Origin of the sequence: Streptomyces sp. NPDC045470 (assembly GCF_040646595.1) — a bacterium.
GTDB lineage: Bacteria > Actinomycetota > Actinomycetes > Streptomycetales > Streptomycetaceae > Streptomyces.
The window spans coordinates 533,069-547,144 of the sequence record NZ_JBEZAN010000004.1 but is presented as its reverse complement, the minus strand read 5'-3'; the positions used below and the strand labels follow the sequence as shown (position 1 = coordinate 547,144).

10 protein-coding genes and 1 tRNA gene are annotated in these 14,076 nt (G+C 73.2%); 6 read left to right on the top strand and 5 right to left on the bottom strand.

Annotated elements, in window-relative coordinates; genetic code table 11:
* Positions 1-43 precede the first annotated feature (43 nt).
* Complete coding sequence (locus AB0A97_RS16790; protein ID WP_361150209.1) at positions 44-1,750, top strand: MFS transporter; 1,707 nt, start codon at positions 44-46, stop codon at positions 1,748-1,750.
* Between the two features lie 83 nt (positions 1,751-1,833).
* Here the strand turns inward: AB0A97_RS16790 and AB0A97_RS16785 are convergent, their stop codons facing one another.
* The 4 genes from AB0A97_RS16785 to AB0A97_RS16770 all read right to left on the bottom strand — a co-directional run bounded on the left by AB0A97_RS16785 (position 1,834) and on the right by AB0A97_RS16770 (position 8,251).
* Positions 1,834-3,039 (bottom strand): cellulose-binding protein, encoded by a 1,206-nt coding sequence (locus tag AB0A97_RS16785; RefSeq protein WP_361149867.1) that lies wholly within the window; start codon positions 3,037-3,039, stop codon positions 1,834-1,836.
* A 109-nt stretch (positions 3,040-3,148) separates the two neighbouring features.
* A complete protein-coding gene (locus AB0A97_RS16780) occupies positions 3,149-4,108 on the bottom strand; it encodes an LCP family protein (RefSeq protein WP_361149864.1) in 960 nt (319 codons plus the stop codon).
* A 219-nt stretch (positions 4,109-4,327) separates the two neighbouring features.
* Positions 4,328-7,237 carry an SUKH-4 family immunity protein gene (locus AB0A97_RS16775; RefSeq protein ID WP_361149861.1) on the bottom strand — a complete coding sequence of 970 codons (2,910 nt, stop codon included), beginning with the start codon at positions 7,235-7,237 and terminating at the stop codon, positions 4,328-4,330.
* Positions 7,238-7,243: 6 nt separating this feature from the next.
* Complete coding sequence (locus AB0A97_RS16770; protein WP_361149858.1) at positions 7,244-8,251, bottom strand: SMI1/KNR4 family protein; 1,008 nt, start codon at positions 8,249-8,251, stop codon at positions 7,244-7,246.
* A gap of 341 nt (positions 8,252-8,592) precedes the next feature.
* On the opposite strand from AB0A97_RS16770, the gene AB0A97_RS16765 reads away from it, so the two are divergent.
* Both AB0A97_RS16765 and AB0A97_RS16760 read left to right on the top strand, forming a co-directional pair.
* Positions 8,593-9,105: a YwqJ-related putative deaminase gene (locus tag AB0A97_RS16765; RefSeq protein ID WP_125055897.1), complete on the top strand. Its 513-nt coding sequence runs from the start codon at positions 8,593-8,595 to the stop codon at positions 9,103-9,105.
* A gap of 8 nt (positions 9,106-9,113) precedes the next feature.
* The gene (locus AB0A97_RS16760; RefSeq protein WP_361149854.1) at positions 9,114-9,692 is read left to right on the top strand and encodes an SUKH-3 domain-containing protein; all 579 of its coding nucleotides are present in this window, start codon (positions 9,114-9,116) and stop codon (positions 9,690-9,692) included.
* Positions 9,693-9,885: 193 nt separating this feature from the next.
* Here AB0A97_RS16760 and AB0A97_RS16755 read toward each other — a convergent pair whose 3' ends face one another.
* Positions 9,886-11,340 (bottom strand): histidine kinase, encoded by a 1,455-nt coding sequence (locus AB0A97_RS16755; protein WP_361149851.1) that lies wholly within the window; start codon positions 11,338-11,340, stop codon positions 9,886-9,888.
* Positions 11,341-11,496: 156 nt separating this feature from the next.
* Between AB0A97_RS16755 and AB0A97_RS16750 the strand changes: the two genes are divergently transcribed.
* The 3 genes from AB0A97_RS16750 to glmU all read left to right on the top strand — a co-directional run bounded on the left by AB0A97_RS16750 (position 11,497) and on the right by glmU (position 14,006).
* The gene (locus AB0A97_RS16750; protein ID WP_361149848.1) at positions 11,497-12,342 is read left to right on the top strand and encodes a hypothetical protein; all 846 of its coding nucleotides are present in this window, start codon (positions 11,497-11,499) and stop codon (positions 12,340-12,342) included.
* A gap of 27 nt (positions 12,343-12,369) precedes the next feature.
* Positions 12,370-12,444 (top strand) — tRNA-Gln (locus AB0A97_RS16745).
* Positions 12,445-12,548: 104 nt separating this feature from the next.
* The gene (glmU, locus tag AB0A97_RS16740) at positions 12,549-14,006 is read left to right on the top strand and encodes a bifunctional UDP-N-acetylglucosamine diphosphorylase/glucosamine-1-phosphate N-acetyltransferase GlmU (protein WP_361149846.1); all 1,458 of its coding nucleotides are present in this window, start codon (positions 12,549-12,551) and stop codon (positions 14,004-14,006) included.
* Positions 14,007-14,076: the final 70 nt, after the last annotated feature.

Here is a 14,076-nt window from a genome sequence, read left to right as displayed (position 1 = left end):
CCGGAGAGGCGCGGGGGCCGGGGCGGAGGCCCCCGTACCTCCGATACCCGGCACCCCCGCGGGGCGCGGCCGGGTCGTGGCCGCCCTGATGCTCTGCATGGCGCTCGCCGCGCTCGACTCGACGATCATCGCGACCGCCGTCCCGCAGATCGTCGGCGACCTCGGCGGCTTCGCCGTGTTCTCCTGGCTCTTCTCCGGATACCTGCTCGCCGTCACCGTCACCCTGCCCGTCTACGGCAAGCTCTCCGACACCTTCGGCCGCAAGCCCATCCTGATCACCGGCGTGATCGTCTTCCTCGTCGGGTCGCTGCTGTGCGCGGCCGCCTGGAACATGGCCTCCCTCATCGCCTTCCGCGTCCTCCAAGGGCTCGGCGGCGGTGCCCTCCAGGGCACCGTCCAGACCGTCGCCGCCGACCTCTACCCGATGAAGGAACGGCCCAAGATCCAGGCCAAGCTGTCCACCGTCTGGGCGACCTCCTCGGTCGCCGGCCCCGCCCTCGGCGGCCTGCTCGCCGCGTACGCCGACTGGCGCTGGATCTTCCTGGTCAACCTGCCGGTGGGGGTCCTCGCGCTCTGGCTCGTCGTACGGCACTTCCGTGAATCGCTGCCCGCACGGGACCGTACCGGGCGCCCCCGTATCGACTGGCCCGGCGCACTCGCGATCTTCGCCTGCGGCGGCCTGCTGCTGACCGCCCTCGTCCAGGGCGGTGTCGCCTGGCCCTGGCTCTCCGCCCCCTCGCTGCTGTTCTTCGCGGGCAGCGCGCTCTGCGGCGCCGCCACCGTCCTCATCGAACGCCGCGCCGCCGAACCGATCATCCCGGGCTGGGTCTGGCGCCGCCGGACGATCTCGGCCGTCAACCTCGCGCTCGGCGCGGTCGGCCTGCTCATGGTCGCGCCGACCGTCTTCCTGCCCACCTACGCCCAGGCCGTACTGGGCCTGGGCCCGATCGCGGCCGGTTTCGTGCTCTCCACCATGACCCTGAGCTGGCCGGTGTCCGCCGCCCTGAGCAGCCACGTCTACAACCGCGTCGGCATCCGCACCTGCTCCATGATCGGCATCGGTGCCGCCACCCTCGTACTGCTCACCTTCCCGCTGCTCCCCTACCCCGGCGCCGCCTGGCAGCCCGCGCTGCTGATGTTCGCGCTCGGCGCCGTCCTCGGGATCTTCCAGTTGCCGCTGATCATCGGGGTGCAGTCCTCGGTCGGCTTCGAGGAGCGCGGTACCGCGACCGCCTCGATCCTCTTCTGCCGCCAGGTCGGCCAGTGCGTCGGCGCCGCCCTCTTCGGCGCCGTCGCCAACGCCACCCTCAACGGCCGGCTGGCCACCGCGCCCACGGACATCCGGCCGGGACTGCCGGACGACCTGGACTCCGTCTCGCACGCACTGGCCAGCGCCGGCGCCCTCACCGACCGGGCCGCCGACTACCTGCGGCGCGCCGTGGACGCCACCGTCGAGCACGTCTACCTCGGTGCCGCGGCCGCCGCCGCTCTCGCCTTCCTGATCCTGCTGTTCCTCGCGCCACGCCGCTTCCCGGTCCACGGAGAGGCGGGCGGCGGGCCGGAGGACACGTCCGAGGACGAGCCCGGGAGCGGCGTCGGGGGCGGGGCCACTACAGGCGGTACGGGTGGGACTGCCGGGGCGGGCGGTACACCCGGGGCAGGCAGTACAGGCGGGACGGATGGCACACCCGGTACGGCCATAGAGCAGCCGCCCCTCAAGCAGCCGGTCGCCGACTCCGCCAGCGGCTGACTGACAGCGCTACGGCGCCCGGCGGGGAAGCGGCGTGCGCCCCTCGGCGCCTGCCGTCCTCCCCGCAGGGTTCACGGCCCGTATCACTGGTGCCCTTCCGGCAGCCGCGGCAGCTTCGTCTCCAGGGTGTCCTCGTTGTCGGGGTCCACCGGCGCCCGCGTGTCGGCGGGCTCCCCGGCCGCGGTCGCACCGGTACCGGACACCGTGGCCTCCCGTACCCGACCGGCCCCGTCGGACCCGTCAGCCTCACCGGTGCTTTCGATCCCCTCGGACACTCCAGCGTCCTCGGCCTCCCCCGCGCCACCGGCCTTCTCCAGCAGCACCGTGCCGCCCCGCGTGTTCGTCGTGGCCCCCGCGTCCGCGACGTCCCCGGCGCCCTCGGCCCCCGTGCCGCCCGCCGGCTCGTCCTCCTCGGGAGCCTTGCCCGTCAGGGCGGCCAGCGTGTTGCGGACGTGCGTCATGTGCTCACGCACCTTCTCGCGCCGCTCCGTGTGCTCCCGCAGTATCCGGTCGGTGGCCCGCTCGATCCGCTCGACCTCGACCCTGGCCTGCGCCAGCAGGTCGGCGGCGCGCGCCTCGGCGTCCTCGTCGCGGTGCCGCGCCGCCTCCTCGGCCTCCGCGAGGAGGCGCTCCGCCTCGGCGACCTTGGCCCGGCCCAGCTCCTCCAGCTCCGCCACCCGCAGTTCGAGGTCGGCCTCCTGCGCGGCCAGGTCGCGGCCGGCCGCCTCCCACTCCTCGGTCTGCTCCTGCTCCTGCTCGCGCAGCATCCCGGTGGTGCGCTGCTCCATCTCGTGCAGCGCGTCCTGGGCGGCGGTCCGCCACTGCCCGGCGTCCTTGACGGCCGCGGCCTCGATGCCGTCCGCCTCGGCCCACGCCGCCTCGACCGTGCGGCGCGCCTGGTCCTCGGTCTCGTCCCGCAGCTGCTGCGCGGCCCGGTCCGCGGCCTCCTGGATCTGCCGCGCGTACGCCTCGGCCTCCTCGCGCGCCCGCTCGGCCGCCTCCTCGGCGTCCTTGCGCAGCCGCGCCGCCTCGGACTCCGCCGTCGTCAGGATCAGCCGCGCCTGGTCGCCCAGCGACTCGTACGTCTGCGGCGGCAGCTGCCGGACGTACTCCTGCAGCTCCGCCAGCTCGGCCGTCATCTCGTTGGCGAGGACCGTCAGCCGTGCCGCGCGCTCCCAGCAGGAATCACGGTCGACCGAGAGCCCTTCCACCCGGCGGTCGACATCCTCGGGACGGTAGCCACGTCCTCGTACGATCTCGAACCCGTGAGGCGAAACCGATGCACTCATCCCTCAAGCCCCTCTCCGACGTGCGGCGCACTCGCGCGCACATCTTTCTGGATCGATTCGAAGCGACCGTTACGCGACACTCCGCCCCTTTCCATCGTCCAAGGATGCGTCAATTGTTGCCAGAAGTCGGAATCGGGACATCTTCGCGGAGAGCCTGGAAGAGCCGCCGCGCTCCCTGCTCGTCCCACTCCACCACATCACCGAGACCGCCCAGGTTCACCCCGGGGTTCGCCACCGGAACGGTGGTCGCCGCATCCGCCCCGTCCGCGATCTTCTTCATCGACCAGCCCAGGCGCGCCAGGTCCGGTACGCCCGCCGCCCGGTCCACCGTCAGTGCCGACAGCGTCGCGTCCAGTGCCGGGACCAGCGCGAACGGGTTGAGCAGCACCCCGGCACCGAGCATCTTGTCGCCGAGCGCGCCGATCAGCTGCCGCTGCCGCCTGACCCGGCCCAGGTCGCCTTCCGGATCCGTATACCGCGCCCGTACGTACGCAAGTGCCCGCACTCCGTCCATTTCCTGGCAACCCGCCCGGAAGTCGGCACCCGACTTCTCATCCTTGAGCGGTTTGTCCAGGCACATCCGTACCCCGCCGAGCGCGTCCACCACCTTCACGAAGCCGAGGAAATCCACCTCGGCGTAGCGTTCGATCCGCAGCCCCGTCGCCTGCTCCACGGTGCGCGTCAGCAGCTTCGGCCCGCCCTCGGCGAACGCCACGTTCACCTTGTTCCGGCCGTGCCCCGGCACCGCCACATAGCTGTCCCGCGGCAGGCTCACCAGATAGGGGCCACTGTCCCCGTGGTGCAGCACCATGATCGTGTCGGTGTTCAGCCCCTGGTCGTTGCCGACGTGCAGCCGCTCGCGCTGCTCGGGCGTCAGGCTATCGCGACTGTCCGAACCGACCAGCAGCCAGTTCGTGCCCTTGCCCGGCGACGGCCTGCCGGAGTAGTCGGCGACGGCGTCGGTACGGCGCACCTGGTCACCCGCCCAGACGTACAGCGCCACCCCGCCCGCCACCGCCAGCACCACCAGAACCAGCAGCACCAGCGCGATCCGCTTCGGCCAGGACATCCGCCGCCGCCCGCCCGGACGGCGGCCCCAGCGGCCCCCGCGCCCGGACCGGTACAGCGTCGACGTACCCTCCGGCGACGGAGGCTGCGGCGACCACGACGGCTGACCCATATACGAAGGATCATGGTGAGCCGCGCGTCCCGCAGGTCGAGCGCCGCCGGAGGCGGCACGGGCGGCCCACCGGCAACCGGCGTGTCACCCGCCCCACGCAGCCGCGCCCTACAGCAGCCCGTCCCACATCTGTTCGAGCAGCACCGACCACCACGTCTCCGGTGACCCCAGCGCCGGCGCGTCCAGCGCCACCAGCTGCGCCTGGAAGTCCACCGTCCAGCGCCCCGCCTGTTCCGGCGTCAGCCCGTACCGCAGCCGCCACATCCGGCCCAGCATCGCCAGGCAGCGCACGAACTCCGGCAGCCCGCTGTTCACGAACTGCGGCACCGCCGGCTGCCCGCCCGGCCCCTGCGCACCACCGTCCAGCGGCACCGCCACGATGTGCGCCGTCCCGTACTGCACACACAGCTGACGGCCGAAGTCGTTCCCCATGACCAGGTACGACCCCGCGTCGGCCGCCGGCCGCACCCCGCGCTCCGCCGCCAGCTCCGCCAGCGTCGGCACCGGACGGCCCGGCTGCGCCTGCGCCCAGAAGAACGGCCCGAAGTCCACCGGCAGTCCGGCCCACACCAGCGTCTGTGCCACCACCTCCGGCACCCCGTGCCGGGACACCGCCCGCTGATCGAAACGGAAGATCCCCTGCGGACCGAACGACTGCTCCAGCTCCTGCCCGAACACCTGCGGCGGCACCGGCGGCACCACCTGCACCTGGGACGGGTGCGGCAACGGCGCCCGCACCGGCGCGGGCCGCGCCGGACCGTCCGCCACCTGGTGCAACTCGCCCTGGTGCTCCACGAGGTGGCGCACCCCCTGCTGCCGCGAGGCGTGCTCCGTCCCGTACGCCGCGGTGTGGCTGATCCGCACCTGCGGCCAGGTCTCCCGCACCATCCGCGCGCAGTACCCGCCCGGCACGTCGCACGACTCCAGCTCCGTGTGCAGTTCCAGCACCTGCTGCGGGGGGACGTTCATGCCCCGCAGCTCGTGCAGCAGCTGCCACTCCGGATGCGGGGTGCCCGGCGCGGAACGCCGCACGATCTTCTGCTCAGAACCGTCCGGAGCGCGGTAGCTCAGGACGGCCATGTAGCCGGGGCCGACGGTCGGCTGCCCGGACGGCGGCGCCTGCGGATAACCGTACGAGCCGGAAGCGGGCGGCGCGGCGGACTGCGGTGCGGCGGACGGCGGCATACCGGGCGTCGGCGCGGCCGGGGCGGATGCCACCGGGTGGGGGGCGGCGGGAGCGGGCGCCGGCGGGCCCGGAACGCCGGGCGGCGGCATCCCCGGGCCACCCGGGCCACCCGCGCCGTCGGCCAGCATCGTCGCCGCGGCGTGCACACCGCCGCCGGCACCGGCCGAACCGCCGGGAACGGCCGAGGGCGGCGCGGACGGCGGCGGAGGCGGGCCGCCCGCGGCACCGGACGCAGCCTGGTCACCGGATGCACCGGACGTACCGGATGTACCGGGCGCACCGGAAGCTTTCGGGCCACCGGGCGGACCCGGCGGCACGCCAGGAGGCGCCGGGGGCGGTGGCACACCGGGACCGGCGGGGCCACCGACGCCGCCCGGACCACCCGGCCCGGCCGCGCCGGACGGCAGCGCGGCGCCACCGGCCAGCATCGTCGCGGCCGCGTGCACCCCACCACCGGCACCGGCACCGGCACCGGCACCGGCCGACGGCGGAGCGGGCGGCCCCTGCTCCCCTTCCGGCCCGGCCGCCTCCGGACCGTCCACCGCACTCAGATCCACCTGATCGGCGTCGAGCTGCGACACGAGCTGCGTCGGGACGTACCCGCCCGCCGGAGCGGCAGCGGACGGCGCCGACCCGTCCGCGCCACCGTCCGGCGCGCCCGGACCCGTACGGTCCGCACCGCCCGCACCCGGCACACCGGGAGGCGGCGGACCGCCCGCGTTCCCCGGCAGCGCAGAACCGTCCGCCGGCGTCATCGCGGCCGCGTGCACACCCGCACCGGGCGGCGCGGGCGGCGCCCCCGGCCCTTCGGCGGCACCGGAGCCCGCGTACGCAGGGGGCGGCGGCACATCGGCGATCGGCGGCCCGGACGGCGGCGGCAACTCCGCCAGCCCCGCCGCGTCCGGCCCGGTCCCGTCCGGCCCCGCCGCATCCGTGTCCGCGGGCGGCACCGGACCGCCGTACGGCACGGCCCCGGCGGGCGGCCCCGGCGGAGGCGACGACGGCATCGGCGGCGCCACCGGCCCGCCGGCCCCCGCCTCCTCGACCGCCGGCGCCATCATCGTCCGCGGCAACTGGCTGCCGCCCGCGATCAGTTCCGTCCTGGCCTCGGCCCCCGCGCCCGCCGGCGGCGTGTCCTCGTCGTCGAAACCGGCGAGCGGCGGCGCGAAGACCGTCGCGGGCAGCCCCACCGAACGGTCGTCGGTGTCCTCGTCCGCCCGGACGTCCGTCCCCGCCCACGGCGTCACGACGGCCGGCTCGTCCCGTACGGAAACGGCCTGGCCCGGCACCGGTACGGAAGCAGCCTGATCCGGTACGGAAGGTGCGTCCGCCGGTACGGGCGGCGCCCCGGCCCCCGCCGACCGCGCACCCGCACCCCCGCCCGCATCCGCCACAGGCACCGCGTCCCGCACCGGCTCCGGCGCCGCCGGCCCGTCCACGGGCAGCACCAGCCCCGCACCCGACGTCCGCCGGTCCGCCGCCTCCTGCAACCACTCCGGCGGCGTCAGCAGGAACGACGTCGCCTCCAGATCGATCCGCTGCGGCGGCGCCTCCACCACCGCGGCGTCCGCCACCGCGCCGTACTCCTCCTCGTACCGCCGGATCACCTCACCCACCGGCAGCCCCGGCCACAGCGTCGTCTCCCCGCTGTCCCGCGCGATCACCAGCCGGGCCCGGCCACCCTCCGTCGTCGGACCGCCCGCACGGTCCTCCGCCCAGGCCACGAACCCCAGATCGAACTCCCGTACCCGCACCTCACGCTGGAACGGACCCGACACGTCCTCGTTGACCCAGCGCTCCGCACGCTCCTGCGCCTGCGCGAACGTCACCACCGCGCCTCACCCCTCCACCGGGACGACACGCGCGAAGCCGCCGTCCACCATCAGACCCGCCACCGTCTCCAGCTCCGGCGGACTCCCCGCCAGCTCCTGCAGGAAATCGTCGAAATCCGCCCCGCACGGCAGCAGAAGCTGCTCCACCCGCTCCTGCACCGGCCACCCGTCCCGGTCCCGCGCGTCGTCGTACGCGCAGAACCACACCGAACCCGGCGCCGCACCCCGCACCTGCACCGCTATCACCCCGCCCTGCACGAACCCCACACCCAGGTAGTCCTTGGTGAAGTGATCGCGCAGACACTTGTTGACGTACACCAGGTCGTTCATCGCGGCCTCGTCCCGCACCGTGAAGAACGGCTGGTCCACCAGCAGCCCCAGATCCGCGTACAGCCCCACACCCACCGGCGCACACCCGCCCGCCGCCTTCAGGAACGCACGATAGGCACCCGGCAGCCGGTACCCCAGCGCCTCCTCCGCCTGCCGCACCTGCTCCTCCGTCACCGACAGCTCCCGGTGCGGCAGCCCGAAATGCACCGGCCGCGTGTCCTGCAACGGCCGCGTCCCCCGCTTCCCGTGGTCCACCGCCGCCGTCGCCAGCCCGCCGTGATGCCGCAACAGCGCCTTCACCTCGACCGGCACCAGCTCCATCCGCCGCGTCCCCGCCACGTGATGCCACGTCCAGCCGTGCGGCGTCGCCACCGGCGGCACGTCCTCCCACAGCTCGTGCCCCCGCGCATGCAACGCCACGTTCGCCGACACATAGTCCGTCAGCCGCAACTCGTCCACGCCGAAACCCTCCGGCGGCTCCGCGATCTCCGCGGCCGCCCGCGCGTACGACGAGAAATCCGGGAACCCGGCACCGTCCACCGGCACCCCCCGCGGATACCGCGCCGCACGCACCGGATCCGGGAAATGCACGACCTGCCCGGCGTAGGCCGTGTTCGGTGGCGCGGCGTGGCCCGCGGCCTGAGGGCCGGGAGGTGCCCCCAGCCCGTGCCGACCTGACGTCATGGCGGTGCTCCCTGGCTGAATCCGGCTACTGGGCACAGCCTATGCCGTACCGCAACCCACCCTCCCGCGCACGTCGACCGGCCTCCCCCACCCCCGTCCCAACCAACGGCGGCACACCGCCACTTCACCGCACGCCCCCACCGCGCAACCACCCGCCGCCCCCGGCCGGAACACCACCGGAACACCCCGGAACCCGGCCCCGCCCCGGGACACAACCGTGACATCACCGACAGCACACCCGACTTCCCCAACACCCACCACATTTGGCAGGCTGACCCTCCCCCTACCCTTGCGGGGGGCCTCCGGCGTCCCGGGGATTCGGGGAGGGAAAAGCACTGACCATGCGCACCACGGCACACCACAACACCGCCACCGCGGGAGACCCCCGCGTCGGCTGGAGCGGCACCGCCGACGACGACCGTCCGCCTGCCCTCCGCCACCGCCGCGACGGCATCCTCCCCACCGTCGGCGCCGCCCTCTCCGTCCGCGGACGCACCCTCACCTGCACCGCGAGCAAAGCCGAACAACCCCCCGTGCTCCACCACCTCGTCCAGGACTTCCTCGACACCCTCGCCACCGCCCAGCGCGAACGCTTCACCGGCCGCTGCCCCGAAGCCGTCCTGCTCAGCCGCCACCTCACCGCCGTCGAGGCCAACCGCGGCAAACGCGCCTCCCGCAAACCCCTCACCAACGGCGAGGCCCGCCGCTCCCTGAAACACTCCAAAATCACCGCCCGGCACATCCGCGAGGACGGCGACCCCCTGCACGGCAGTTACGCTCCCCCCTGTCGCTCCTGCGACGCCCTCCTCGCCTTCTTCGGCGTCATGCCCATCGGTACGCACGCAGGGAGCTGACCCGCACCATGCCCCCCACCGCACCGTCCGCGGACACCACCACCCCGGCCTCCGCCGCGCCCGTCGCCCCGGTCTACGACTCCTACGACCGCACCTCGGCCACCCGCTTCCCGGTCGCCGTCGACGCCGCCCTCCAGGACGCCGGCTGGCGCACCGGACGCTGGGACATCCAGCAGGCCGAACACTGGGCCGACGCCCTGCGCGCCCACACCTCCCCCGCCGGACACCGCCACACCGTCTTCCCCGCCGCCGTCGAGGCGTGGGCCGAATTCGGCGGTCTCGACATCACCCCCACCGGCCCCGGACGCCACATCGCCCCCACCCCCTTCACCCTCGACCCCCTCCACGGCCTCCACCTCGCCCGCACCCTCGGCGACCTCGGCCGCGCCCTGGAGACCGATGTCGCCCCCCTCGGCCAGGAAGCCGGCGGGCAGGCCGTCCTCGCCATCGACACCGAAGGCCGCGTCTACAGCCTCGACCACACCGGCGACTGGTACCTCGGCCCCCACATCGACCAGGCCCTCAACACCCTCGTCCTCGGCATCCGCCCCACCCGGCTGAGCCAGGCCACGGCACGAGAGAGCTGAACGGGGCCGCACCCCCGGCCCCCGCCGAACAGGGCCGCGCCCCCGCCTCACGGGGCCGCACCCCCGGCCCCCCGCCTCACGGGGCCGCACCCCGACACCCGCCGAACAGGGCCGCGCCCCCGGCCCTTGCTCAACAGGGCCCTGCGCCGGCCCCCGCAGACCCGCACCCCCCGAAACCGCCCCCTCGCGCCCCCTACCGCCCCGGCAACACCGCCGACACCCGGAAACCACCCGCCTCCGTCGGCCCCGACACGAACACCCCACCCAGCCCGGTCACCCGCTCCCGCATACCGACCAGGCCGTTCCCCCCACTCGGCAACCCCACACCCGCCGCACCCCGCTCCGACGGACCGTTCTCCACCTGCACCGCCACCTCCCCCTCACGATGCGCCAACCGCACCCGGGCCTCCGCACCCGGAGCGTGCTTGTGCACATTCGTCAACGCCTCCTGCACCACCCGGTACACCGTCTGCTCCACCCCCGACGGATAACCGGCCTCCCCCGCCGCACCGTCCACCGACAGCTCCACCGCCATCCCGGCAGCCCGCGACTGCCCCACCAGATCCCCCAGCTCCGCCAGCGAAGGCCCCTCCCCCTCCGGCTCCGCCGTCACCACCGTCGCACCACCGCGCACCGCACCACCACCGGACCCCGCCCCGGCCTCCGCCACCCGGCCCGACCCCTCCGACCACGAGCCACCGGCCCCACCAGCACCAGCGGCCTCCCCCGCCGCCTGCGTCTTCGCCTTCGACGCCACCGCCACCAGCCGCTCCGGCTCGTTCGACACCGGCGCCGACGGACGGCCCGACGCCCCCTCCGCCGTCCGCAGCACCCCCAGCATCTCCCGCAGCTCCGTCAACGCCTGCCGCCCCATGTCCCCCACCAGCGCCGCATTCCGCGACGCCTTCTCCGGATCCTTCAACGCCACCGCCTGCAACGCCGCCGCATGCACCACCATCAGACTCACCCGGTGCGCCACCACGTCGTGCATCTCCCGCGCGATCCGGGTCCGCTCCTCGTTACGCGCCCACTCCGCCCGCTCCTCGGCCCGGTCCGCCAGCAGCGACAACTCCCGCTCCAGCCCGTCCGCCCGCTCCCGCAGACTCTCCACCAGCCGGCGCCGCGCACCGACGTACAACCCCCACAACACCGGCGGAGCCGTCACCACCAGCGCCACCGCCGCCGCCATCACCAGCACGAACCACGTCGGCGGATTGAAATCCGGCTCGCCCCCCACGTCCTGCCGGATGGTGAAGAAACCGGAGACCAGCGTCCCCGCCACCGCCATCCCCGCCAGCAGCCCGATCACCCGCCGCGGCGCGTCCGAGACCGCCAGCGAATACAGGCCGACCATGCCCAGCAGCGCGCCCATCTGCGCCGGCGTCACCGCCACCGAGACCAGCACCACGGCCACCGGCCAGCGGCGCCGCAGCAGCAGCACCGGACCCACGACCAGCCCGAGCAGCAGCCCGGCCCACGTCGGCAGCCCCGTGTCGCCCGCGAAGTCCAGCCCTTCCAGCACGGTCTCGACGGTCGACACGGCAGCCAGCGACACATCGAGCACCACGCTCCGCCGCCGCGGCCACCACCACGGTCCGGCGGGCGCGTCCCTCGCACCCGTTGCTTCGATTGCCCCCGTTGCGGTCATACCGACCAGCCTACGGGCGCCCGCACGCGAATTTCCGTCGAGCGCTCTGCACGCGAGTGCACCGTTACGGACCAGTACTTTCCTGTTTTCCCTCGAACTGTTGAATCGCCCACATTTTCGACTCGTTTGTCCAGCGCCCGGCCTGAAGCTGAGCCCATGCACCACCACACACGAGCGGACTTCGAGTCCCTGCGCGACCAGGCGGTCACCCTCCGCCGCGACGGCCTGAGCCGCCGCCAGATCCGCGACCGCTTACACCTCCACAACAACGACATCCTCAACCGCCTCCTCGAAGGCGAACCACCTCCCGACTGGACCCGCCGCCCGAACGCGAAGGACGGTCTGCGGGCCAGGGCGCGGGAGCTGCGGGGGGAGGGGATGACGTATGACGAGATCGTTGCCGAACTCGGCGTCTCCAAGAGCTCCGTCTCGCTCTGGGTCCGCGACCTCCCCAAGCCGGTGGCTTCACCGGAACGCATGCACCGGATGCGAGAAGCCCGCTGGGAGCCGCACCGCAGGGCAGTGGCCGAAGCGCGCACGCGGACGAAGGAGGAGGCGACCCGCGACGTCGGCCCCCTAAGCGAGCGGGAACTCTTCCTCGTCGGCGTCGGCCTGTACTGGGCGGAGGGCTCGAAGAGCAAACCGCACCGCACGGACGAATCGGTCACTTTCATCAACAGCGACCCGGGCATGATCCAGGTCTACCTGGCCTGGCTGAACCTGCTGGCCGTAGGAGCCGACCGACTGCGGTTCCGGGTACTGATCCACGAATCCGCCGACGTGGCCGCGTCCGAGCGCTACTGGGCGGAACTGGTGGGAGTCGACGTCGCGGCCTTCGGCAAGACGACGCTGAAGAAGCACAACCCGAAGACCGTCCGCAAGAATGTCGGCGAGGACTACCACGGCTGTCTGGTCGTCCGTGTTCTGCAAGGCACAGAGCTGTACCGTCGCATTGAAGGCTGGTGGTACGGCATAGTGTTGGGAGTCCGGTCGACAGCCTGACGCAATGTCCGGTTTAGACCGCAATAATCCCCCGTGGTGTAATTGGCAGCACTGTGGCTTTTGGTGCCATCTGTTCGGGTTCGAGTCCTGACGGGGGAGCCAAGTTCGGGTCCCGACCTCCGGTCGGGACCCGCCCGCGTTTCGGCCGCAAACCGCACCGGTATCCTTCGGGTGTCCACCACCCGAAGAAGCCGAAGGGCATCCCCGTGAGCGCCAACCGCCCGGCCGCCGTCGTCGTTCTCGCAGCGGGTGAGGGCACCCGCATGAAGTCGTCGACCCCCAAGGTTCTGCACGCGATCTGCGGCCGCTCCCTCGTGGGGCACGTCGTCGCCGCCTCCCGTGAGCTGGACCCCGAGCACCTCGTGGTGGTCGTGGGTCACGCCCGTGAGCAGGTCGGCGGGCATCTCGCCGAGATCGACCCGGATGTGCGCACCGCCGTCCAGCACGAGCAGAACGGCACCGGTCACGCCGTCCGCATGGGCCTGGAGGAACTGGGCAACGGCGGGGTCACCCTCGACGGCACGGTGATCGTCGTGTGCGGCGACACTCCGCTGCTGACCGGCGAGACCCTGAAGAAGCTCGGTGACACGCACGCGGCGGACGGCAACGCCGTCACGGTGCTGTCGGCGGAGGTGCCGGACTCGACCGGGTACGGCCGGATCGTGCGGGACGAGAACACCGGCGCGGTGACCGAGATCGTCGAGCACAAGGACGCCACGGACGCGCAGCGCGCCATCCGGGAGATCAACTCCGGAGTGTTCGCGTTCGACGCGCAGCTGCTGACGGACGCGCTGGGCAAGGTGCGTACGGACAACAGCCAGGGCGAGGAGTACCTCACGGACGTGCTGGGGATCCTGCGCGAGGCCGGGCACCGGGTCGGTGCGGCGGTGGCGGACGACCACCGGGAGATCCTGGGCATCAACAACCGGGTGCAGCTCGCGGAGGCGCGGCGCCTGCTGAACGAGCGGCTGCTGACGCGGGCGATGCTGGCGGGTGTGACGGTGGTGGATCCGGCGACGACGTGGGTGGACGTGTCGGTGACGTTCGAGGCGGACGCGACGGTGCATCCGGGTACGCAGCTGCTGGGCGGTACGCATGTGGCGGCGCACGCGGAGGTGGGTCCGGACGCGCGGCTGACGGACACGTCGGTGGGTGAGGGCGCGAAGGTGTCGTTCACGGTCGCGGACGGGGCGAAGGTCGGTCCGGGGGCGAGTGTGGGTCCGTACGCGTATCTGCGCCCGGGTACGGATCTGGGGCCGAAGTCGAAGGCCGGTGCGTACGTGGAGATGAAGAACGCTTCGGTGGGTGAGGGCACGAAGGTGCCGCACCTGTCGTACGTGGGTGACGCGACGATCGGTGAGTTCACCAACATCGGTGCGGCGAGCGTGTTCGTGAACTACGACGGTGAGGCGAAGCACCACACGACGATCGGGTCGCACTGCCGGACCGGTTCGGACAACATGTTTGTGGCTCCTGTCACGGTCGGGGACGGCGCTTACACGGCTGCCGGCTCGGTCATCACCAAGGATGTGCCCCCGGGTTCGCTGGCGGTCGCGCGTGGCCAGCAGCGGAATATCGAGGGTTGGGTCGCTCGTAAGCGTCCCGGAAGCGCCGCCGCGCAGGCTGCGTCTGCTGCTGGCCAGGAGTCCGACGGCGAGCAGTGATCGTGCTCGGGTGCGCCGTGCGGGGCGTACCGTGATTAGTGCACGCAAACAGGATTCGAGGAGATTTGCT